The 20,859-nt window shown below is 73.3% G+C and carries 19 protein-coding genes and 2 tRNA genes; 12 read left to right on the top strand and 9 right to left on the bottom strand.

Annotated elements, in window-relative coordinates; translation table 11 throughout:
- The first annotated feature begins 19 nt into the window (after positions 1–19).
- A complete protein-coding gene (locus TPA0908_RS13190) occupies positions 20–622 on the top strand; it encodes a hypothetical protein (protein WP_281937810.1) in 603 nt (200 codons plus the stop codon).
- Between the two features lie 572 nt (positions 623–1,194).
- On the opposite strand, the gene TPA0908_RS13185 is transcribed toward TPA0908_RS13190, so the two are convergent.
- Complete coding sequence (locus tag TPA0908_RS13185) at positions 1,195–2,397, bottom strand: zinc-dependent metalloprotease (RefSeq protein ID WP_374709217.1); 1,203 nt, start codon at positions 2,395–2,397, stop codon at positions 1,195–1,197.
- Positions 2,398–2,581: 184 nt separating this feature from the next.
- Between TPA0908_RS13185 and TPA0908_RS13180 the strand changes: the two genes are divergently transcribed.
- From TPA0908_RS13180 to TPA0908_RS13160, 5 genes are all read left to right on the top strand, one after another.
- Positions 2,582–3,595 (top strand): YlbL family protein, encoded by a 1,014-nt coding sequence (locus TPA0908_RS13180; protein WP_281937806.1) that lies wholly within the window; start codon positions 2,582–2,584, stop codon positions 3,593–3,595.
- A 127-nt stretch (positions 3,596–3,722) separates the two neighbouring features.
- Positions 3,723–6,704: a UPF0182 family membrane protein gene (locus TPA0908_RS13175; protein WP_281937805.1), complete on the top strand. Its 2,982-nt coding sequence runs from the start codon at positions 3,723–3,725 to the stop codon at positions 6,702–6,704.
- Positions 6,705–6,830: 126 nt separating this feature from the next.
- Positions 6,831–6,904 (top strand) — tRNA-Met (locus TPA0908_RS13170).
- 161 nt (positions 6,905–7,065) lie between these two features.
- Positions 7,066–7,139: transfer RNA gene (locus TPA0908_RS13165), tRNA-Met, on the top strand.
- A gap of 105 nt (positions 7,140–7,244) precedes the next feature.
- Positions 7,245–7,496, top strand: a complete 252-nt coding sequence (locus TPA0908_RS13160) for a hypothetical protein (protein ID WP_281937804.1) — start codon at positions 7,245–7,247, stop codon at positions 7,494–7,496.
- A 61-nt stretch (positions 7,497–7,557) separates the two neighbouring features.
- Here TPA0908_RS13160 and TPA0908_RS13155 read toward each other — a convergent pair whose 3' ends face one another.
- Complete coding sequence (locus TPA0908_RS13155; protein WP_281937802.1) at positions 7,558–8,895, bottom strand: ABC transporter substrate-binding protein; 1,338 nt, start codon at positions 8,893–8,895, stop codon at positions 7,558–7,560.
- Between the two features lie 120 nt (positions 8,896–9,015).
- Here TPA0908_RS13155 and TPA0908_RS13150 point away from each other — a divergent pair, with 120 nt between their 5' ends.
- The gene (locus TPA0908_RS13150; RefSeq protein ID WP_281937800.1) at positions 9,016–9,849 is read left to right on the top strand and encodes a phosphoribosylaminoimidazolesuccinocarboxamide synthase; all 834 of its coding nucleotides are present in this window, start codon (positions 9,016–9,018) and stop codon (positions 9,847–9,849) included.
- A 60-nt stretch (positions 9,850–9,909) separates the two neighbouring features.
- Complete coding sequence (locus TPA0908_RS13145) at positions 9,910–10,647, top strand: VOC family protein (protein WP_281937798.1); 738 nt, start codon at positions 9,910–9,912, stop codon at positions 10,645–10,647.
- Between the two features lie 108 nt (positions 10,648–10,755).
- On the opposite strand, the gene TPA0908_RS13140 is transcribed toward TPA0908_RS13145, so the two are convergent.
- Together TPA0908_RS13140 and glpK are read right to left on the bottom strand one after the other, a co-directional pair.
- Positions 10,756–11,265 (bottom strand): GNAT family N-acetyltransferase, encoded by a 510-nt coding sequence (locus TPA0908_RS13140; RefSeq protein WP_281937796.1) that lies wholly within the window; start codon positions 11,263–11,265, stop codon positions 10,756–10,758.
- Positions 11,266–12,750: a glycerol kinase GlpK gene (gene glpK, locus TPA0908_RS13135; protein WP_281937795.1), complete on the bottom strand. Its 1,485-nt coding sequence runs from the start codon at positions 12,748–12,750 to the stop codon at positions 11,266–11,268.
- Positions 12,751–12,815: 65 nt separating this feature from the next.
- Here glpK and TPA0908_RS13130 point away from each other — a divergent pair, with 65 nt between their 5' ends.
- Positions 12,816–13,754, top strand: coding sequence for a ribose-phosphate diphosphokinase (locus TPA0908_RS13130; protein ID WP_281937794.1), 939 nt, complete (start codon positions 12,816–12,818; stop codon positions 13,752–13,754).
- 63 nt (positions 13,755–13,817) lie between these two features.
- On the opposite strand, the gene TPA0908_RS13125 is transcribed toward TPA0908_RS13130, so the two are convergent.
- Positions 13,818–14,285, bottom strand: coding sequence for an ATP-binding protein (locus tag TPA0908_RS13125; protein WP_281937792.1), 468 nt, complete (start codon positions 14,283–14,285; stop codon positions 13,818–13,820).
- Positions 14,286–14,400: 115 nt separating this feature from the next.
- Between TPA0908_RS13125 and macS the strand changes: the two genes are divergently transcribed.
- Positions 14,401–15,525 carry a MacS family sensor histidine kinase gene (gene macS / locus TPA0908_RS13120; protein ID WP_281937790.1) on the top strand — a complete coding sequence of 375 codons (1,125 nt, stop codon included), beginning with the start codon at positions 14,401–14,403 and terminating at the stop codon, positions 15,523–15,525.
- On the top strand, positions 15,522–16,169 hold the full coding sequence (locus tag TPA0908_RS13115; protein WP_107161025.1) for a response regulator: 648 nt from the start codon (positions 15,522–15,524) through the stop codon (positions 16,167–16,169). Before macS ends, TPA0908_RS13115 begins: the two co-directional genes overlap by 4 nt.
- Before the next feature lies 1 nt (position 16,170).
- Here the strand turns inward: TPA0908_RS13115 and TPA0908_RS13110 are convergent, their stop codons facing one another.
- The 3 genes from TPA0908_RS13110 to TPA0908_RS13100 all read right to left on the bottom strand — a co-directional run bounded on the left by TPA0908_RS13110 (position 16,171) and on the right by TPA0908_RS13100 (position 18,553).
- Positions 16,171–16,743: a DUF5709 domain-containing protein gene (locus TPA0908_RS13110; protein ID WP_281937787.1), complete on the bottom strand. Its 573-nt coding sequence runs from the start codon at positions 16,741–16,743 to the stop codon at positions 16,171–16,173.
- Positions 16,744–16,823: 80 nt separating this feature from the next.
- The gene (locus TPA0908_RS13105; protein WP_281937785.1) at positions 16,824–17,555 is read right to left on the bottom strand and encodes an ATP-binding protein; all 732 of its coding nucleotides are present in this window, start codon (positions 17,553–17,555) and stop codon (positions 16,824–16,826) included.
- Positions 17,552–18,553 carry an SDR family oxidoreductase gene (locus TPA0908_RS13100; RefSeq protein ID WP_281937783.1) on the bottom strand — a complete coding sequence of 334 codons (1,002 nt, stop codon included), beginning with the start codon at positions 18,551–18,553 and terminating at the stop codon, positions 17,552–17,554. The genes TPA0908_RS13105 and TPA0908_RS13100 overlap by 4 nt, the downstream gene beginning before the upstream one ends.
- Before the next feature lie 192 nt (positions 18,554–18,745).
- On the opposite strand from TPA0908_RS13100, the gene TPA0908_RS13095 reads away from it, so the two are divergent.
- Positions 18,746–19,996: a glycosyltransferase gene (locus TPA0908_RS13095; RefSeq protein ID WP_281937781.1), complete on the top strand. Its 1,251-nt coding sequence runs from the start codon at positions 18,746–18,748 to the stop codon at positions 19,994–19,996.
- On the opposite strand, the gene TPA0908_RS13090 is transcribed toward TPA0908_RS13095, so the two are convergent.
- Positions 19,897–20,850, bottom strand: coding sequence for a hypothetical protein (locus TPA0908_RS13090; RefSeq protein WP_281938593.1), 954 nt, complete (start codon positions 20,848–20,850; stop codon positions 19,897–19,899). The two genes, TPA0908_RS13095 and TPA0908_RS13090, sit on opposite strands and share 100 nt — an antisense overlap.
- Between the last annotated feature and the right edge of the window lie 9 nt (positions 20,851–20,859).

The raw sequence follows: 20,859 nt of genomic DNA, 5'->3' as shown, positions 1-20,859 counted from the left end.
GCGGGGCTAGGGTCGGCGAATGGTCCGACGTGTGGTGGTGGCGTTGCTCGGCCCGGTGACCTGGGCGCCGCCGGGAATCGAGCCGGCCCGGTGGCGGACCGCCCTCGCCGAGGACGTGGTGGATCTGCTGGCCACGCTGAACGAGGTGGAGACCGCGGTGGCGGTCACCCCGGCGGACCGATGGCTGGCCGACGCGGTGGTCTGGCCCGGCACCTCCGTGCACGAGGTGCCCGAGCCCACCCCGAACGCCGTCTTCGCGGCGCTCACCGGCTACGACCAGGCTGCCGTGATCGCCGCCGACGCGCCCGACGTGCCCGGTCTCACCCTCGGCAAGCTGCTCCGGCCGCTGTCCAGCCGGCCGGTGGCCGTGGCCCCGGCGGAGGGGGACGGACCGGGCCTGCTCGGGGTGGCCGCGCGCCTGCCCGTACCGAAGTGGGTGCCGGCGCTGGACCTCGACACGGCCGTGCCGGGCGAGGTGCGGGCCGCCGCGCCCCGGCCCGGCGACGTGGCGGTGACCGCCGGCTGGCGACGCCTGCGCGGCCCGGCCGACCTCGGTGCCCTGAATCCGGCGTTCGAGGGATGGGACGCGACCCGGGCGTTGCTCTCCGGCCACCCGAGCTGACCGCCCGCTCGGGCCCGACTGCTCCGGCTCGTCCGCCTGCTCCGGCCCGCCCTGCTCTGGACCTCGCCAGCCGGCCTCGCTCGGTGGCCGGACCGGGGCCCTGGGCGTCGTCCGCACGGTGCCTGAGCGGCCGGAACATCCCTTCTCCGCGCCTACCACCTTGAGGGCGTGGACGGGTCAAGCGTGGTGGCGAGGGCGCGTCGCGGCCCGGCCGGCTCGCGGATCGACAGCGGCCTCCGCGACCGCTGCCGCGGTGAGTCGGTTACGCCATCAGGTCCGTAGGCACCCGGGGGTACCTTCCGCGACCGGCAGCGGTCGAGGTCGTCGACGGGACGCACCCCGGTCACCGTCCGCGACGCTGCGCCGCGGGCTCCCGACGGTGCACCGTGAGGCGCGGCGGGCGGCGCACGGCGGGCCGCGGCGAGCGGCGGCGGGGCGCCGCGGCGGGCGGCGGCGGGCGGCGGCGGGCGGCGGCGGGCGGCGGCGGGCGGCGCACGGTGGGGCGCGGCGGTGACCCGCAGGACGGGCAGGGGCCGCACGGACGTCCGTGCGGCCCCTGCCGACGTGTGGCGTCAGGACCGGCCGTCGTCCTCGCCCGGGGTCGGCTCCTCCGGCGCGCCCGGCGCGGAGAAGTCGAAGTTGGCCAGCTCCTCGTCGAGGTCGCTGCCGGTCGCCGCGAACGCCTCCGGGGCGGCGAAGTCGTCGTCCGAGGGCAGCAGGTCGGGGTGGCCCCAGATCGCGTCCCGGCCGGCGATGCCGCGCTGCTCGGTCAGCGCCGCCCAGAGCACGGTCGCCTCGCGCAGCCGGCGCGGTCGCAGTTCGAGGCCGACCAGGGCGGCGAACGTCTGCTCGGCGGGGCCACCGGCGGCGCGGCGGCGGCGGAACGCCTCGCCGAGGCGTACGACGTTGGGCAGGCGGTCACCGGCCGCGCTGTCCACCACGTGGCACACCCAGCCCTCGACCAGCGCGAGGACGGTCTCCAGTCGGGACAGGGAGGCCTTCTGCGCCGGGGTGTCCTCGGGGGTGAAGATGCCTTCCAGGGCGATCGCCTGCATCGACTCCGGGTCGGTCGGGTCGACCCGGCCCATCGCCTCCTCGATCGCCTCCCGGTTGACCCGGATGCCGGCGGCGTAGTTCTCCACCGCCGTCAGCACGTGCCCGCGCAGCCACGGCACGTGCTGGAAGAGGCGCTGGTGGGCGGCCTCGCGCAGGGCCACGTAGAGGCGTACCTCGTCCTCCGGCAGCTCCAGGCCCTCGCCGTACGCCTTGATGTTGGCGGGGATGAGCGCGGCGGCGCCGGCGGGGCCCAGTGGCAGGCCGATGTCGCCGGCGGAGAGCACCTCGGCGGCGAGCGAGCCGAGGGCCTGGCCGAGCTGGCCGCCGAAGAGCGCGCCGCCCAGCGTGGCGACCATCGACTGCATCGGGCCGAGCTGGGCGCGGGCCTCCGGCGGCACCAGGTCGCCCATCGCGCCGACCATCCGGCTGGCCACCGGGTCGCAGAGCTTGCGCCACACGTCGAGCGTCTTGAAGATCCACTCGTTGCGGTTCCAGGCGACCGACGAGCGGATGCCGGAGGGCCACGAGGTGGCCGGCTCCAGCCAGAGGTCGGCGATGCGGAGCGCCTCCTCCACCGCGTTGCGTTCGAACGGCGAGACCGCCGGGTCGCCGGTGGCGGCGAGCTGGCTCGCGGCGACCTGTCGGGCGAGGTCCCAGTTGACCGGCCCGCTGCCCGGCGCGGACAGCAGGTGCTGCAACTGCGACATGAACTGCTGCATCTGCGCGGGATCGTTGGGGTCTGGTGGTTGCCCACCCGGGAGCGCGAAGCCGAACGGAATATCAGGCACGACGTCTACGGTACGCGGGCCCCGCCGCAGGTCGGGCCCGTCGGCGTTGCGCTGAGGGCGAAGTCCGTCGGTCACCGCGCCGGACGGTGGGGGACGGATCGGTACGCTCTGGCGCATGAGACGTCGCGGCGTGACCGTCCTGCTCGGTGCCCTGCTCACCGCCCTGCTCAGCGTCGGCGTGCTGAGTGTGCCCCTGCCGTACGTGGTGCTCGGCCCCGGCCCGACCGTCAACACGCTCGGCAGTGAGAACGGCAAGGAGATCATCCAGGTTTCCGGCCGCGCGACGTCCACCTCCGCCGGGCAGCTCCGGCTCACCACGGTCGGTGTGCAGCCCACGGTCCGGTTGCGGTCGGCGCTGGCCGGCTGGTTCTCCTCCGACGAGGCGGTGGTGCCCCGCGAGCTGGTCTATCCGCCGGGGGAGTCGCAGGAGGAGGTCGAGAAGCGCAACGCGGAGGACTTCCAGAACTCGCAGACCAGCGCCGAGACGGCGGCCCTGCGCGAGCTGGGCTACCCGATCAGGGTGCTGGTCAAGACCGTCACGCCGGGTGGGCCGTCGACGGACGTGCTCCGCGCGGACGACGTGCTCACCTCGGTCGACGGGGCGCCGGTGACCAGCGCGGCCAAGCTCACCGAGCTGATCCGGGCCAAGCCGGCCGGCACCGCGCTGAAGATCGGCTACACCCGGGGCGGCACCCCGGGCACCGCCACGGTGACCAGCCGCGAGCAGGACGGCCGGCCGCGCATCGGAGTCGAGATCGACCAGCAGCAGCCGCACCCGTTCACGCTGAAGATCGACCTCGGGGACATCGGCGGGCCGAGCGCCGGCCTGATGTTCACGCTGGGCATCATCGACAAGCTGGAGCCGGCCGACCTGACCGGCGGGAAGATCGTCGCCGGCACCGGGACCATCGACGACGAGGGCCGGGTCGGCCCGATCGGTGGCATCGCACAGAAGCTGGTCGGCGCCAAGGACGCCGGCGCGAAGGTCTTCCTGGTCCCGGCGGACAACTGCGCCGAGGCGGTCCGTAACCCGCAACCGGATCTGCCGTTGCTCAGGGTGGCGACGCTCGACGACGCGCTCAAGGCGCTGGAGACGCTGCGTTCCGGGGGGCAGCCGACACGCTGCTGAGCAGGACCGGTCACCGGCCCCGGGGCGATCGTGACGTGACCTTGACCCGACGTGTTCAGGAACACCCCGTACTCTTGGGTGCCTGGTCGGAGCCGATCACCTCAAACGTGCGGAGCCAATAGTGGTCATGCGTAGCAGTCCCCTGCCGAGGATGAGTCGACGCGGACGCGTCACCATCGGGGTCCTGGTCGGGGTGTTCGTGTTGTTCACCCTGCTCGGGTGGGGGGTCAACGCCTGGACCGACTGGCTCTGGTTCGACGAGGTCCGGTACACCCAGGTCTTCACCGGCGTGCTCGCCACCCGGCTGCTGCTGTTCCTGGTGGTCGGCGTGGGGATGGCGGTGATCATCGCCGGTAACCTCTGGCTGGCGTACCGGCTGCGGCCCCGGATGCGTCCGCACTCGGCCGAGCAGGCCACGCTGGAGCGCTACCGGATGCTGCTGAGCCCCCGGCTCGGCACCTGGATCGCGCTGGTCTCCGCCGTCGTCGGGCTCTTCGCCGGGCTTTCCGCGCAGACCCGGTGGGCCCAGTGGCTGCTGTTCCGCAACGGCGGCAACTTCGGCGTCAAGGACCCGGAGTTCGGCGTCGACGTCGGCTTCTACGTGTTCCAGCTCCCGTTCTGGCGTTACGTGCTCGGCGTCGGCTTCACCGCGGTGGTGCTGGCCCTGCTCGGCGCGCTGGCCGTGCACTACGTCTTCGGCGGGGTCCGCCTCCAGGGCGTCGGGGACCGGATGACCAACTCCGCCCGCGCCCACCTGAGCACGCTGGTCGCCGTCTTCGTCCTGCTCAAGGCCGTCGCGTACGTGCTGGACCGGCGCGCCATGCTGCTGGAGTACAACGAGGGCGCGAAGCTCTACGGCGCCGGCTACGCCGACGTGAACGCGCTGCTCCCGGCGAAGGAGATCCTCGCCTGGATCTCCGTCCTGGTGGCCGTCGCGATCATCGTGTTCTCCAACGCGGTGATGCGGAACCTGGTCTGGCCCGGCATCTCGCTGGCCCTGCTCGGCGTCTCCGCGGTGGCGATCGGCGGCATCTACCCGTGGGCGGTGCAGACGTTCGAGGTGAAGCCGAGCGCCCGGGACAAGGAGGCGCCGTACATCGAACGCAGCATCAAGGCCACCCGGTCCGCGTTCAGCCTCGACGGCACGAAGACCACACCGTACGCGGCCAGCAACCTCGTGCCACCCGCCAGCCTGTCCACCGACACCTCGGTGGTGTCGAACATCCGGTTGCTCGACCCACAGCTCGTCTCCGAGACCTACACGCAGCTCCAGCAGGTGCGTGGCTTCTACGACTTCGGCTCGAAGCTGGACATCGACCGGTACGCGGTCAAGGAGAAGACCTCCGACTACGTGGTCGGCGTCCGGGAGATCAACTACGGCGAGCTGACCGACCAGCAGAGCAACTGGATCAACCGGCACACCGTCTACACCCACGGGTACGGCCTGGTGGCCGCGCCGGCGAACCAGGTGGTCTGCGGCGGCCAGCCGTACTTCGTCTCCGGTTTCCTCGGCGAGAAGGCGCAGGAGGCGTGTTCCTCGCCGACCGAGGAGATCCCGGCCCAGCAGCCGCGGATCTACTACGGCGAGCGGATGGAGCCCGACGACTACGCGATCGTGGGGCAGAAGGGCGACCGCAACGTCGAGTTCGACCGGCCCACCCAGACCGGCGGCGAGCAGTACTACACCTACACCGGCGAGGGCGGCGTCAAGATCGGCTCGTTCCCCCGGCGGCTGCTCTACGCGATCAAGGAGCAGGAGTCGAACTTCCTGCTCTCCGAGGCGGTCAACGAGAACTCGAAGCTGCTCTACGTGCGCAACCCGCGCGACCGGGTGGAGAAGGTCGCGCCGTTCCTCACGCTCGACGGCGACCCGTACCCGGCCGTGGTCAACGGCCGCGTGCTGTGGATCATCGACGGCTACACCACGGCGGCGACCTACCCGTACGCCGAGCGGGTCAACCTCCAGTCGGAGACCGCCGACGAGCTGACCGGCCGGGGCACGTTCCAGCTCGCCCGGGAGAACGTCAACTACATCCGCAACTCGGTGAAGGCGACCGTCGACGCGTACGACGGCACGGTCAAGCTCTACTCGTACGACGACACCGACCCGGTGCTGAAGGCGTGGAACAAGGCGTTCGGCGGCGACGTCGTGCTGCCCAAGGGCGACATCCCGCCGGAGTTGGCCGAGCACTTCCGCTACCCGGCTGACCTGTTCAAAGTGCAGCGCAACCTGCTCACCAAGTTCCATGTGACCGACCCGGGCGACTTCTACTCCGGCCAGGACTTCTGGCAGGTGCCGAACGTGCCGGACGCGCCGGACAGCGGGCAGAAGCAGCCGCCCTACTACCTGTTCACGCAGTTCCCCGGGCAGGACCGGCCTCGGTTCCAGTTGACCTCGGCGGTCACCCCGAACGGGCGACAGAACCTGGCCGCGCTGGTCTCCGGCTCGTACGTGGACGGGCAGCCGCGCCTGGAGGTGCTGGAGTTGCCGGACCAGACCCGGATCTCCGGGCCGACCCAGGTCCATCAACAGATGACCAACAACGGCGACATCCGTCAGCAGCTCAACCTGCTCTCCTCCAACCAGGCCCAGGTGCAGTACGGCAACCTGCTGTCGTTGCCGTTCGCCGACGGCATGCTCTACGTCGAGCCGGTCTACGTGAAGAGCAGCAGCCAGGACGCGTACCCGCTGTTGCAGAAGGTGCTGCTCTCGTACGGTGACGGCGGCTCGTACGTGGTGCTCGCCAACAACCTGAGCGACGGCATCAAACAGTTGGTCGAGCAGGGTAAGCGGGCCGGCTCGGGCACCCCGCCGCCGAGCGACGACGGCAACACCCCACCACCGACCGGCGGCAACAACACCCCGCCGCCGCTCACCGGCGAGCTGGCTGACGCGGCCGGCAAGGTGCAGACCGCCATCGCCGAGGTCAAGGCCGCGCAGACGTCGGGTGACTTCGAGCGGTACGGGCGGGCGTTGAAGGCGCTGGACGAGGCGATGACCGCGTTCCAGCAGGCCCAGGCGGCGGCGAACGGGTCCGGCAACCCGGCGCCCTCGGGCAGCGCCTCGCCGTCGGCGCCGGCCTCTGCCTCGCCGTCGCCGAGCGGCTGACCTCGCGGGACGACACTCCGGGCCCGTGGTCCGGTGGCCCCGACGGTCACCGGAACCCGGGCCCGGGTCGTGCCGGGCACCCGTTTTGCGCCTCGTCGGGGCGGTGCGCTAGGGTTAACGAGCCGACGCGGGGTGGAGCAGCTCGGTAGCTCGCTGGGCTCATAACCCAGAGGTCGCAGGTTCAAATCCTGTCCCCGCTACTCGCATCGAAGGGCCCGGAGTTCACTCCGGGCCCTTCGCCGTTTCCCCGGTGCCGGTGCCGGTGCCCGGTCCGGGTTCGGCGGTCCGGCGCGGGTTCCGGCGGGATCGGGGACCCGGCTGATCTCCACGATCCGGATGCGATAGGCTGTACACATACCGACGCGGGGTGGAGCAGCTCGGTAGCTCGCTGGGCTCATAACCCAGAGGTCGCAGGTTCAAATCCTGTCCCCGCTACGTGATCGCGAAGGCCCCGGAGTCAACTCCGGGGCCTTCGCCGTATCCGGATCTTTCCGTCCCGTCCGGCGTGCCCCGGTTGCGCGCCTCGGCGAGGATGGGGGCATGGCTGGATGGAACAGATGGTGGGGCCGCCTGAGCGCGGTCATCGGTACGGTCGTGCTCTCGGTCTTCGTACCGGTTGCGGCCTGGGCGTCGACCGGGACCGGTGAGGTCGTGGTGGAGGCCGCACGACGGCGTTCCCGGGGCGGTGGCTTCGGCGTCCTCGGCCTGCTCTGCTGCCTGGTGGTGGTCGGCGGGATCGTGCTGCTGGTGTTCATGTTGATGCGGAACCGGCGGAACCGTCCGCCGCGCTGACGCCGCTCGGTGTTAAGCGGGGGCCCCTCCTCTACCGAATGCGTTAAGCGGGGGCCCCGCCTTACCCTCCGGCGAGGGCGGCGTTCGCCCGGGCCATGAAGCGTGAGGTCGCGGTGCGGGCCCCGGCCCGCTTGCCCCGGATGCTCTCCGCCGCGTCGATCAGCAGGGTCCGCACCGTGGCGTGCCCCTTCGGCGGCGGCGCGGGCGCGGGGCCGGCCAGCCCGTCCAGCTCCACGCCCAGGGCCGCCACCCGCTTCTCGGCCCGGTCGGTCACGTCCGCGGCGACGTACGCGCGGACCTGCGTGCCGGGGCTGAGGCCGCGTTCGAAGCCGAGGACCCGGCCGGCCGCCACGTTCGTGGTCAGGAAGTTGAGCACGTCCACCACCACGCCCGGATGGCGGGTCCCGCGGAAGCCGGCCCAGTACATCGAGGCGCGGGGCCACTGCGCGGCAGGCGTGCCGGGAAAGGCGACCGCGCCCAACTCGTCCTCGGTCAGCCGTTGCAGCTCCGGAAACTGGTGTGACCAGGCGAAGGACGCCGCGGCATGGCCGGTGACCACGAGCTGCCGGGCCAGCTCGCCGCTGTCCGCCTGCTCGACCAGGGCGGCGCTCGGGGTGGCCCGGTCGAAGCGGGCGACCTCCCAGAACTCGAACCAGTCGAGCAGTTCGGCCGAGCTGAAGCCGAGCTGCCGGCCCTGGTACAGCTCGCTGCCCTGCCCGCGCAGCCAGAGCCAGAGCGCCCGGTAGTCGCCGGAGGGATCCATGGTGCCGGCGACCCGGCTGCCGGAGGCCCGGGTGACGCGGGCGGCCCAGCGGGCGTACTCCTGCCAGGACATGCCGGTGCGCGGCTCGGGCTCGTCCAGCCGGCGCAGCAGGTCCCGGTTGAACACCAGCGCCGCGTTGGTCTGCGCGGCGGGCACCGCCACGGTGCGCTCGTCCACCTGGCCGTACCGGGCCAACTGCTCCGGCAGGCCGCGCAGGTCGAGTCGATCGTCGGTGGTGTGGCGGGTGAGGTCGAGCAGGATGTCGCGGCGGTCGTACTCGGTGAGCAGCGTGTCGTCGATCTGGAACAGGTCCGGCACGTTGCCGCCGGTGGCCTGGGTGGCGAGCCGGTCGTAGTAGCCGTTCAGCCCCTGCCAGGTGATCCGGAAGCTGACCCGGGGATTCTGCTGGGTGTAGAGGCGTAACGCCTGCTCGGTGACCTGGGCCCGGCGGTTGCCGCCCCACCAGAACACCGACAGCTCGATCGGGCCGTCGTCGGCCACCGCCTCGTCCTCCGCCGGGCCGCAACCGGCCAGCCCGCCGCTCAGCCCGCCGGCGAGCAGCGGCAGCCCGGCGAGCGCGCCGAGGAACCGCCGCCGGTCGAGGCCGGGACGGGGTACGGACCACTGAGCGCGCACGGTCTCTCCGAAGGTGGGTGGACGGATCATTCCACCGGCCCCGGCCGGGGGTGTCAACGTCGGGCGGGACGGCCGGTGGGCGCGCCGGTCGACGCACTGCGCCATGGTGTACTTAGCGCCGTGGAACTTCTGCACTCGGGCAAGGTCCGGGACGTCTACGCCGACGGCGCGGACCTGATCCTGGTCGCCTCCGACCGCGTCTCCATCTACGACGTGGTGCTGCCGACCCCGATCCCGGACAAGGGCCGCCTGCTCACCGCGCTCTCGCTGTGGTGGTTCGAGCAGTTGTCGGACCTGGTGCCGAACCATGTCGTCTCCGCCACCGAGGTGCCCGCGGAGTTCGCCGGCCGGGCGATCCGGTGCCGGCGGCTGGAGATGGTGCCGGTCGAGTGCGTGGCCCGGGGTTACCTGACCGGTGGTGGCCTCGCCGAGTACGAGCGCACCGGCGCGGTCTCCGGCGTGCCGCTGCCCCGAGGGTTGGTGGAGGCGTCGATCCTGCCCGAGCCGATCTTCACGCCGTCGACCAAGGCGCCCAAGGGCGAGCACGACGAGCCGATCACCTACGACCAGGTGGTCGACAAGGTGGGACCGGAGACCGCGGAACGGCTGCGGGAGATCACCATCGACGTCTACCGGCGTGGTGCGGAGATCGCCGCCGACCGGGGCATCCTGATCGCCGACACCAAGCTGGAGCTGGGCTGGACGCCGGACGGCACGCTGATGCTCGGCGACGAGTTGCTCACCTCCGACTCGTCCCGGTTCTGGCCGGCCGAGTCCTACCAGCCGGGTCGGGTCCAGTTCTCCTTCGACAAGCAGTACGTGCGGGACTGGGCCGTCGAGAGCGGCTGGGACAAGCGCCCGCCGGCGCCGGAGGTGCCGGCGGAGGTGGTGGAGGCGACCCGCGCCCGTTACGTCGAGGCGTACGAGAAGCTCACCGGCAACCGCTGGGACTGACCGCGACACCGTCATTCGGCCGCTTCGTCGCCCAGGTGAGGGCGGTCTAGTCTCGTCGGCATGTCGACGAGGCTCGTGCAGATCACCATGAAGGCCCGGGACGACGCCACGCTGGGCGCGTTCTGGGCGAAGGCGCTCGGCTGGGGGCTCGCCAGCGAGGGGCCGGGCGTGACCAACCTCGAACCCGAGGGCTTCGGCTATCCCGACCCGTCCGCCGTCTGCGTCGACCTCGTCGTCTCGTCCGAGCCCAAGACGGGAAAGAACCGGGTGCACGTCGACCTGGCCACCACGTCGCCGGAGCATCAGGTGGAGCTGGTCGCGCGCCTGACGGACCTGGGCGCGACGCCTGTCGACATCGGCCAGGGTGACGTCCCGTTCACGGTGCTGGCCGACCCGGAGGGCAACGAGTTCTGCGTGCTGGAGCCGCGCACCGTCTACCGGGACACCGGCCCGATCGCCGCGGTGGTGGTCGACTGCGCCGACCCGCGGGAGATGGCCCGCTTCTGGGGCGAGGCGACGGACTGGACCGTGCACGAGGTGACCGACCGGCACGCCTCACTGCGTTCGGCCGCAGGCGTCGGCCCCTACCTGGAGTTCGTCCGCAACCCCGACCCGAAGACCGGGTGGAACCGGGTGCACCTCGACGTCCGCCCCTACCCGGGCGCCGACCTGGCGGCCGAGGCGGCCCGCCTGGAGACGCTCGGCGCGACCCGCGTCGACCTCGGCCGCGCCGACATCCCGTGGACGGTCCTGATCGACCCCGAGGGCAACGAGTTCTGCCTCCTCACCCCGGCCTGACCCCAGCCCGCCTCCGCCACACCCGCGATCTTGCACTTTCGGCCCGCGACCCGTCCGGAATGGCCGGAAAGTCGGGGCAGCAAGTGCAAGATCGCGGGGGAGAGAGGGCTAGGGCACGGGTTTGCCGAGGGAGAGGCCGGCGTCGGCGTAGCCGTGCTGGCGGTAGAAGCGCACCGCATCGGCGTTGCGGTGGTGGATGCCGGCCGACAGGTACGTGATCCCCCGGCTGCGTGCCCACCGTTCGGCCGCCGCCACCAACGCCGTTCCCACCCCGAGCCCTCTGGCATCGGGCAGCACGACGGTGTGGACCTGCGCCGAAGGTTCCGGACGCAGGATCTGGTGTTCCGGCGGATCGGCACACCGCAGCACCTCGACCATCCCGACCACCCGACGGTCGTGGGTCTCGGCGACGAGGACGGCGTCCCGTCCGGCCGCGTCGGCCAGCACGGCCGCGAAGTGGCGCACCACGGCGTCACGCCGTGGAACGCGGTAGGTGCCGGCGTCGAGAGCACGATGCGTCCGGGCGTTGGCCAGGCGCAACTCCACCAGCGACGCGACATCCGCCACGCTCGCCGGCCTGACCGTCAGCCGGGTCCCCGGCCTCTCCGGGCCGGACACCTAGTCCTCCCAGTCCAGGGTGCGTTGCACGGCCTTGTGCCACTGGCGCAGCTCGTGTCGGCGGTGGGCCGGGTCCATGGCGGGCTCCCACTGGGCGTCGGAGCGCCACTTGTCCCGCAGCGTGTCCAGGTCGGGCCAGAAGCCGACCGCCAGACCGGCCGCGTACGCGGCACCGAGGCAGGTGGTCTCCGTGATCCGGGAGCGCACCACCGGCACGTCGAGCACGTCGGCGAGGAACTGCATCAGCAGCTCGTTGCCGGTCATCCCGCCGTCCACCCGCAGCCGGCGCAGCGCCACGTCGGAGTCGGCGTTCATGGCGTCCACCACCTCGCGGGTCTGGAAGGCGGACGCCTCCAGCACCGCCCGGGCCAGGTGCCCCTTGGTGATGTAGCCGGTCAGGCCCGCGATCACGCCCCGCGCGTCGCTGCGCCAGTGCGGCGCGAACAGGCCGGAGAAGGCCGGCACCACGTAACAGCCGCCGTTGTCGTCGACGGTGCGGGCCAGCTCCTCGACCTCGGGCGCGGTGGAGATCAGGCCGAGGTTGTCGCGCAGCCACTGCACCAGCGAGCCGGTGACCGCGATGGCGCCCTCCAACGCGTACGCGGCCGGCTGGCCCTCGATCCGGTAGGCCACGGTGGTGAGCAGGCCGTGCCGCGACGGCACCGGGCTGGCACCGGTGTTGAGCAGCAGGAAACTGCCGGTGCCGTAGGTGCACTTGGCCTCGCCGGGGCGGAAACAGGTCTGCCCGAACAACGCGGCCTGCTGGTCGCCGAGCGCGCTGGCCACCGGCACCCCGGCGAGCACCCCCTCGGCGGTGCCGTAGACCTCGGCCGAGCAGCGGATCTCGGGCAGCATCGCGGCCGGGACGCGGAGCGCGTCGAGCAGCTCCGGGGCCCAGTCGAGCGTTTCCAGGTCCATCAGCAGGGTGCGGCTGGCGTTCGTCACGTCGGTGACGTGCCGCCCGGTCAGCTTCCAGATGAGCCAACTGTCCATGGTGCCGAACAGCACCTCGCCGCGTTCGGCCCGCTCGCGCAGCCCGTCGACGTGGTCGAGCAGCCACCGCAGCTTCGGGCCGGCGAAGTACGTGGCCAGCGTCAGGCCGGTGCGGGCGCGCAGTCGCTCCTCGTCGTACGCCTCGGCCAGCTCGCGCAGCAGCGGGCCGGTGCGGGTGTCCTGCCAGACGATGGCGTTGGCCACCGGCCGGCCGGTGGCCCGGTCCCAGACCACAGTGGTCTCCCGCTGGTTGGTGATGCCCACCGCGGCCAGGTGCTCGGGACCGAGGTCGGCGCCCGCCAGCGCCTCCCGGACCACGTGCTCCACGTTCGTCCAGATCTCCTCCGCGTCGTGCTCGACCCAGCCCGGTCGCGGGAAGATCTGCCGGTGTTCGCGCTGGGACACGGCGACGATCTCGCCGTCGGCGTCGAAGACGATGCACCGCGAGGAGGTGGTGCCCTGGTCGATGGCGGCGACGAACTCTCCGGTCACGCAGGCACCGTACCCGCCGGGCGCGTCCCCCGTCTCCCACCGGGCGGCCCGTACGATCACCAGACGTGCGTGACATTGCCGTGTTCAGCGGGACCGCCCACCCGGACCTCGCCGCCGAGATCTGCGCCCACCTCGCCGTTCCGCTGCACCCGGTGCGGGTGTCCCGGTTCGCCAACGACTGCCTCGAGGTGCAGTTGCAGGCGAACTGCCGGGAGCGGGACGTCTTTCTCATCCAGCCGCTGGTGCCGCCGGTGCAGGAGCACCTGGTCGAGCTGCTGCTCATGATCGACGCGGCGCGGGGCGCGTCGGCCGGCCGGATCACCGTGGTGCTGCCGCACTACGCGTACGCCCGGTCGGACAAGAAGGACGCGCCACGCATCTCCATCGGCGGGCGGCTGGTCGCCGACCTGCTCACGTCGGCCGGCGCGCACCGGGTGCTGGCCATGACGCTGCACTCGCCGCAGGTGCACGGCTTCTTCAGCGTCCCGGTGGACCACCTGCACGCGCTGCGCGAGCTGGCCGCCCACTTCAAGGGGTACGACCTGAGCAACGCGGTGGTGGTCTCGCCGGACCTGGGCAACGCCAAGGAGGCGGCGGCGTTCGCCCGGATGCTCGGCACGCCGGTCGCGGCCGGCGCGAAGCAGCGGTTCAGCGACGACCGGGTGCAGATCAGCACCATCATCGGGGACGTGGCGGACCGGGACGTGATCGTGCTGGACGACGAGATCGCCAAGGGCAGCACCGTGATCGAGCTGATCTCGCACCTGCGCGAGCGGCAGGTCCGCTCGATCCGCCTGGCCTGCACGCACGGCCTCTTCTCCAGCGGCGCGTTGGAACGGCTGAGCGCGCAGGACGGCGTGCTGGAGATCGTCTGCACCAACACGGTGCCGATCCCGGCCGAGAAGCGGGTGCCGAAGCTGGAGGTGCTCTCGGTGGCGCCGGCGCTGGCCGAGGCGATGCGGCGGATCCACAACGGCGAGTCGGTGAGCGCGCTCTTCGGCTGACCGCGCCGTGGCCGGACGGTCGTCCACCGCCGCTGCGGCGGGCCGGGAAGACCAGCCGGCCGGTCAGCCGTCCAGCGGCCGGGCGGCGGGCTGCCGGGTGGTCAACGCGGCGGTGATCCGGACGACCGTGCCGGCGTCGCCGGTCTCCACCTCCATGGTGTCGCTCAGCTCCCGGGCCAGCCAGAGGCCCCAGCCGCCGGCGGTCTCCGGGGCCGGCCGGTCGCGGTCGTGCAACCGTCGTTCGCTGATCCCGTGGCCGTGGTCGGCGACCTCGCAGACCAGGTCGCCGCCGCGACGCCACAGCCGTAGCCGGCCCCGCCCGCCGCCGTGCCGGACCGCGTTGGTAATCAGCTCGTTGACCGCCAGCACGAAGTCGTCCAGCCGCTGGCCGGCGAGCCCGGCGGCGTGCGCGCAGGAGGTGACCGAGTGCCGCAGCTCGGTCACCTGAGCCTGGTCGAAGGCTTCGGCGATCAGAAGGGAAGGTTCGATGGGCACAACCGTACGCGGTGCGGGGAGTTCTGCGTTTGTCATGACCCCGTCCCGGCAGTGCTCCTCGACAACTTTCGCGGCTTTTCCACCGTACGTCAGGATTTCTCTACCCGCACCCGGCGGTCCGCGCGTGACCGGCTGTGGCAGGGTGACGCGCATGCCGTCGTCCCCCGGCCTGGTCGGCCCGCTCTGGCGGTCCATCGCGGTGTTCCGGTTCGCCTCGCTGGCGTACGTCGGAGTGCTGGTGCTGCGCGACGGCAGCCAGTACGCGCACCCGGTGGCCGCCGGCGGCGTCCTGCTGGGCATGCTCGCCTGGAGCGGCGTGACCACGGCCGGCTACCGGCGTCCGGCCGGGCGACGCTGGCCGCTGCTCCTGGCCGACCTCGGCGTGGTGCTGGGGATCATCCTGGCCACGCCGTGGGTGGTCGGCCGGCCGGCGCTCGCCGCCGGCGTGCCGGTCCTGACCTCCGCCTGGCTGGCCGGGCCGGTGCTGGCCTGGGCGGTCGCCGGCGGGCGGCGGCGGGGCACGGTGGCCGCGCTGGTGCTCGGCGGTGCGGACCTGGCCACCCGGGACCCGATCAACCCGTCCGCGTTCACCGGGGCGATCCTGCTGCTGCTGGCCGGCGTGGTGGTCGGGCACGTGGCCCGGCTGGCGGTCCAGGCGGAGGCCCGGTTGCAGCGGGCGGTGGAGCTGGAGGCGGCCACCCGCGAGCGGGAACGGCTGGCCCGCGACATCCACGACTCCGTGCTCCAGGTGCTGGCGCTGGTGCGTCGACGCGGCGCCGACCTGGACGGTGAGGCGGCCGAGCTGGCCCGGCTGGCCGGCGAGCAGGAGGCCGCGCTGCGGGCGCTGATCGGCCGGGTGGACGCGGTGCCGGAGCAGGCCGGCGCCGACCGCGACCTGCGTGACCTGCTCGACCGGTACGCCTCGACCGAGGTCCAGGTGGCCGCGCCGGCCACGCCGGTGCCGCTGCCGGCCCAGGCGGCCGGGGAACTGGCCGCGGCCGTCGGCGCGGCGCTGGACAACGTGACGCGGCACGCCGGCGGGCGGGCCTGGGTGCTGATCGAGGACGAGGAGGAGACGGTGACCGTCTCGGTACGCGACGAGGGGCCGGGGATCCCGGAGGGGCGGCTGGCGGAGGCCGCCGCGCAGGGCCGGCTCGGGGTGGCCCAGTCCATCCGGGGCCGGGTGGCGGACCTGGGCGGCGAGGTGCGGATCGTCTCCGCCCCGGGCGCCGGGACCGAGATCGAGCTGACCGTGCCGAGGAGCCGTCGCCGATGAGCATCCGGGTGATGGTGGTGGACGACCATCCGATGTGGCGCGAAGGGGTGGCCCGCGATCTCACCGAGGCCGGCCTGGACGTGGTGGCGACCAGCGGCGAGGGGCGGCAGGCGGTCCGGGTGGCCGCGGCGGCCCGTCCCGACCTGGTCGTGCTCGACCTGCAACTGCCGGACGTCTCCGGGGTGGAGGTGGTCCGGGGGCTGCGTGCCGCGCTGCCCGAGGTGCGGGTGCTCATGCTGTCGGCAAGCGGCGAGCCGCAGAGCGTGCTGGACGCGGTCAAGGCCGGCGCGACGGGCTACCTGGTCAAGTCCGCCGCCCCGGCCGAGTTCCTCGACGCGGTGCGCCGCACCGCGGCCGGCGAGCCGGTCTTCACGCCGGGTCTGGCCGGGCTGGTGCTGGGCGAGTACCGCCGGCTGGCCGCCGCGCCACCGGCCCCGCACGACGACGCACCCCGGCTCACCGATCGGGAGACCGAGGTGCTGCGGCTGGTCGCCAAGGGGTTGTCCTACAAGCAGATCGCCGAGCGGCTCCGGCTGTCCCACCGGACCGTGCAGAACCACGTGCAGAACACCCTCGGCAAGCTCCAACTGCACAACCGGGTCGAGCTGACCCGGTACGCCATCGAGCGGGGCCTGGACGAGTGACTCAGTGCGCGGGCGGCGGCTGCGTCTCGTGCACCGCCAGCTCCTCCGCGCTCGCCCCGCCGCCGGCCGCGCCGGCGTCGTAGGCGACGTTGTCGGTCTCCTGATCGGTGTGCGCACCCTCGTCCGGCTCGACCAGCCGGCCCACCTCGTGGTCGGCCACGGTGCCGAGCTGGCCGTGGTCGTAGACCGAGACCGGGGAGTGCGGGTCGGAGACCGGGCCCGGGTCGATCACGTCCGCGTCGAGCTGGGCCTGCGCGGCGGCCTCCTCGCTGTCCGCCTCGGCCGCGATGGCCGGGTCGACCGGGCCGGCGAGCGGGTCGTCGGCGGGACGCTCGTACTGCTCGCGGTCGAGCTTGTAGTCCAGCGACTCGCCGTCGAGCTGCTCCTCGGCCGTGGTGCCGAACCGGTCCACGGCGACCGGCGTGCGGTCGCCGGGGATCTGGGCCGGCTCCGGGCCGTCCGCCTCGCGCCCGGTCAGCACGTCGTCGTTGGCGGTCGAGTCGTCGTCGGCGGTGTCGGGCAGGCCCTCCGCCTCGGGATCGGAAACGGGGGTGGGGTACTCGTCGTCGCGCATGCGGATGAACTACCCACTGCCCTTGCCGTATTAACCGCGACCAGGTGGGTGGATCGGGAGCAACAGGGCGAAACCGTGCCTCAGTTGCGGAAGGCGGCCTCGTCCTCGGCGTACAGCACGCACCACACCACCTTGCCGTCGGGCAGCGCGGTGCTGCCCCAACGGCGGGCCACCGTGTCGATGAGCAGCAGCCCCCGGCCGCCGACGGAGTCGACCGGGGCCGACCCGGCGAACGCGGGACGCCCGGCGGAGTGGTCGCGGACGGCCACGTGCAGCGCGCCGCCGCGCGCCGCCAGCCGGAGCGTCATCGGCGTCGCGGCGTGCGCGACCACGTTGTTGACCATCTCGGTGACCGCGATGCAGGCGGGCTCCATCAGCTCCGGCAGGCCCCACCTGACACACCCGTCGGTGACCAGCGCCCGGGCCTGTCGGGCGGACTCGGCCACCGGCGGCAGGTCGGCGTCGAGCAGCTCGGGCGGCTCGGGGCTCGGCGGCCCGGCCGGATCGAGCAGCAACTCGGCGGCCGGCCAGTCGGCGACCTCGGCGCGGACCCCGTCGAGCACGTCGCGGACCCCCGGGTCGGGGATGCGGACCCCGGACAGGTCGACGCGCACCGGGCCCGGTCGCTGCCAGCACCGGGCGAGCAGCGCGCCGCGCACGGCCTCGGCGCCGGCCCGGTCGAGCACGCCGGTCAGCCTGACCGTCGCGGAGGACTCGTCGGGCTCCACCAGGCAACGCGCGTCCGTCGGCATGATCGTCCCATTGTGCACGCCGGTCGCCGTACGCGCATCGGTCCGGTCGACGGGACTCATGATCGTTCCGTCCGGGACCGGCGGCTGATCGCCGCGACGGTGCCGACCGCGGTGCCGGCGGCGGCCAGCCCGAAGGCTGCCGTCAGCCGCAGCAGTTGGCCGCGCCGGCCGGACCAGCCGTCGGTCCGGGCCCCCGTCGCGTCGGGCGTGAAGACGTTGCCGTCGGCGTCCTGGCGTACGCCGGGGCCGAACTGGGTGCGCGCGGTGTACCAGCCGAGCGCGCGCTCGGCCAACGCCGGGGCGAGCCGCCACTGGAGGCCCATCAACCGCGCCGCGCCGCCCGCGTACGCCTCGCGTCGTGGCCGCCGGAGTAACCGGACCACGGTCTCGGCCACCAGCTCCGGCGGGTAGACCGGCGGCGGCGGCGTCAGCTCCCGCCCGGTGTGGTTGGCCGCGTGCCGGAAGAACGGCGTGTCGATGGTGGCCGGCAGCACCGTGCAGAGCGAGATGTGCCCTCGCCCGGTCACCCGCAGCTCCTGCCGCACCGTGTCGGTCAGCCCCCGGATCGCGTGCTTGGTGGCGTTGTACGCGGACTGGTACGGCATGGCCACCTCGGCCAGCACCGACGCGTTGTTCACCAGCACCCCGCCGCCGGCCGCGGCGAGGTGGGGCAGCGCGGCGCGCGTCCCGTGCACGGTGCCGAGCAGGTTCACGTCGACCACCCGGCGGAACTCGGCCACCGGGATCTCGTCGAACAGCCCCACCGTGCCGACAGCCGCGTTGTTGATCCAGGCGTCGATCCGGCCGAACTCGGCCACCGCGCGGGCGGCCAGCCGTTCCACCGCGTCCGCGTCCGTCACGTCGGTGGGCACCACGAGCGCCCGCCCGCCCAGCTCCCGGCAGTGCGCGGCGACGCGCCGCAACGCGTCCTCGGAGCGGGCCGCCAGCACCACGGCGGCGCCCCGCCCGGCCAGCGCGTAGGCGGTGGCCGCGCCGATCCCGCTGGAGGCACCGGTGAGGACGACGGTGGCTTCGGCGAGACTGCGGGTCAGCGGCATTCCCGAGCGGTACCCCGCAGCCGGCCGGTCATGCCGACCGGAACGCGCTGATCAGGTTCGGTCGGAACCGGTGTCCCGTCCACGCGACGCCGGCTTGCGATGCCGATCTGCCAGGTTTGCGGGCACCGGGCCCGGGTTAATGGGACGCTCTGAACGGGAGATCCCGCCAGCTAGAACGCATGGAGGTGCACCATGCGCGTCGGCCTTGTCTGTGCGCACGCCGGCTCGTCCACCGACGGTCCCACCGTCGGGACTCAGGAGCACATTGCGCGCGTGGCGGCGGAACTCGCCGCCCGAGGCCATGAGGTCCGCGTGTACGAACGCCGCGACGCCGCCGCCCAACCGGCCCTGGCCGAGCTGGACGGCTACCGCCTGGAACGCGTCCCGGTCGGCCCGCCCGATCCGCTGCCCACCGTCGAGCTGGTGCCGTACGTGGCCGAGTTCGGCCGCTGGCTGGCCGGCGAGTGGTCCGGCGACTGGACGCCCGAGGTGGTGCACGGGCACTACTGGGTGGGTGGCCTGGCCGCCGCCCACGCGGTCCGCGCGACCGACATCCCGGTCGTGCAGACCTTCCACTCGCTCGGCGTCGAGCAGCTCCGCCACCTCGGCCGGGGCTACGCCGGGCCGGGCCAGCGGATCCCGCTGGAACGGGCGCTGACCCGGGCCGTGGACGTGGCGGTCGCCCAGTGCAACGACGAGGTCGACGAGCTGACCCGGATGGGCCTGCAACGCACCTCGGTGGCGATGGTGCCGACCGGCGTGGACACCCGGTACTTCCACCCGGACGGTGAGGCCGCGCCCCGGGACCAGCGGCCCCGGATCCTCTCCGTCGGCGGGCTCACCCCCGGCCACGGCCAGGACGACCTGATCCGGGCGATGCGGCTGGTCGGCGACGCGGAGCTGGTGATCGCCGGTGGGCCGCCGGCCGAGCGGCTGGCCGGGCACGCGGAGGCGCGCCGGCTACGCGAACTGGCCGAGCGCGCCGGCGTGGCGGAGCGGATCCACCTGGTCGGCGCCGTCCCGCACGACCAGATGGCCACCTGGTACCGCTCCGCGGACGTGGTGGCCTGCACGCCGCACTACTCGTCCGCCGGGCGGGTGTCGCTGGAGGCGATGGCCTGCGGCGTGCCGGTGGTCGGCTACGCCATGGGCGGCATCGCCGACGCGGTGGTCGACGAGGTGACCGGCAAGCTGGTGCCGCCGGGCGACATCCGCACGCTCGGGGTCACCCTGCGTCGGGTGCTCACCGACAACGCCGGGCGGTTCGCGTACGGGCACGCCGCGGTGGACCGGGTGCGGTGCAGCTACACCTGGGAGCGGACGGCGGCGGCGCTGGAGCGGCTCTACGAACGGGTGATCGGGCGTCGCCGGCCGGCCACCCCGGTGGAGCCGACCCCGCCGGTCGAGGTGGTCGCCGAACGCGGGCCGGTCGAGGCGGCCTGAGCCGGCACCACCCCGACACCGATCATCGCCGGCCCCCGGTCCCGGACGGCCGGGTGGTGGTGCTGCGGCTGGGCGTACCGGGTCAGGCCGACCACGGCGGCCAACGTGACCAGGAAGCCGAGCCCGGCCAGCCACTCCCGGCCGGGCCAGATCTTGTCGCCGAGCAGCAGCACCCCGATGATCGCCGCGGGCACCGCGCCGGCCGCGTCCATCGCGGCCACCGCGGCGGTGGTCGAACCGCGCTGCATGGCCAGACCGAGCAGGAGCTGGCCGACCAGCGAGTGGGCGATCAGCAGGTAGAGCAGCGGATCACGGACGAACGCCTCGGTCGACTCGGCGGAAGCCAGCGGGCGGGCCGCCACCGCGGCGGCGGAGAACGCCATCCCGGCCAGTGACCCGAGCACCACCGACCCGGGCGCGCCGTGCAGCCGGGCGGCGAAGAAACCGGACGCGGCGATCGCGCCGAGCGCCGCCACCAGGCCGACCAGCCCGGCGGTGCCGAGCTGCCGGGACGGCGCCGGATCGGCCGACAGCACCAGCGCGGTGATCCCGCCGAACAGCAGCACCAGCAGCCCGACCTCGGCGGCCGGCAGCCGCCACTTGAGCACCAGCACGCCGAGCACCGCGGTCACCCCCAGCCCGGCCGCCACGCTGGCCTGGACCAGGAACAGCGGCAGGTCCCGGCGGGCCAGGAAGGCCAGCACGAAACCGATGATCTGGCAGGCCAACCCGATCAGGTACGTCCGGTGGCTGGCCAGCCGCAGCAGCAGCCCCGGGTCGAAGGTGTGGTGCACGGTGGTCCGCGCGGCGGCCACCGACTGGAGCAGGTTGGCGAAGCCGTACGCGACGATCATCGCCGCGAG

Origin of the sequence: Micromonospora sp. AKA38, from assembly GCF_027925725.1 — a bacterium.
Lineage (GTDB): Bacteria > Actinomycetota > Actinomycetes > Mycobacteriales > Micromonosporaceae > Micromonospora.
This window is presented reverse-complemented; position numbering and strand designations above follow the sequence as displayed.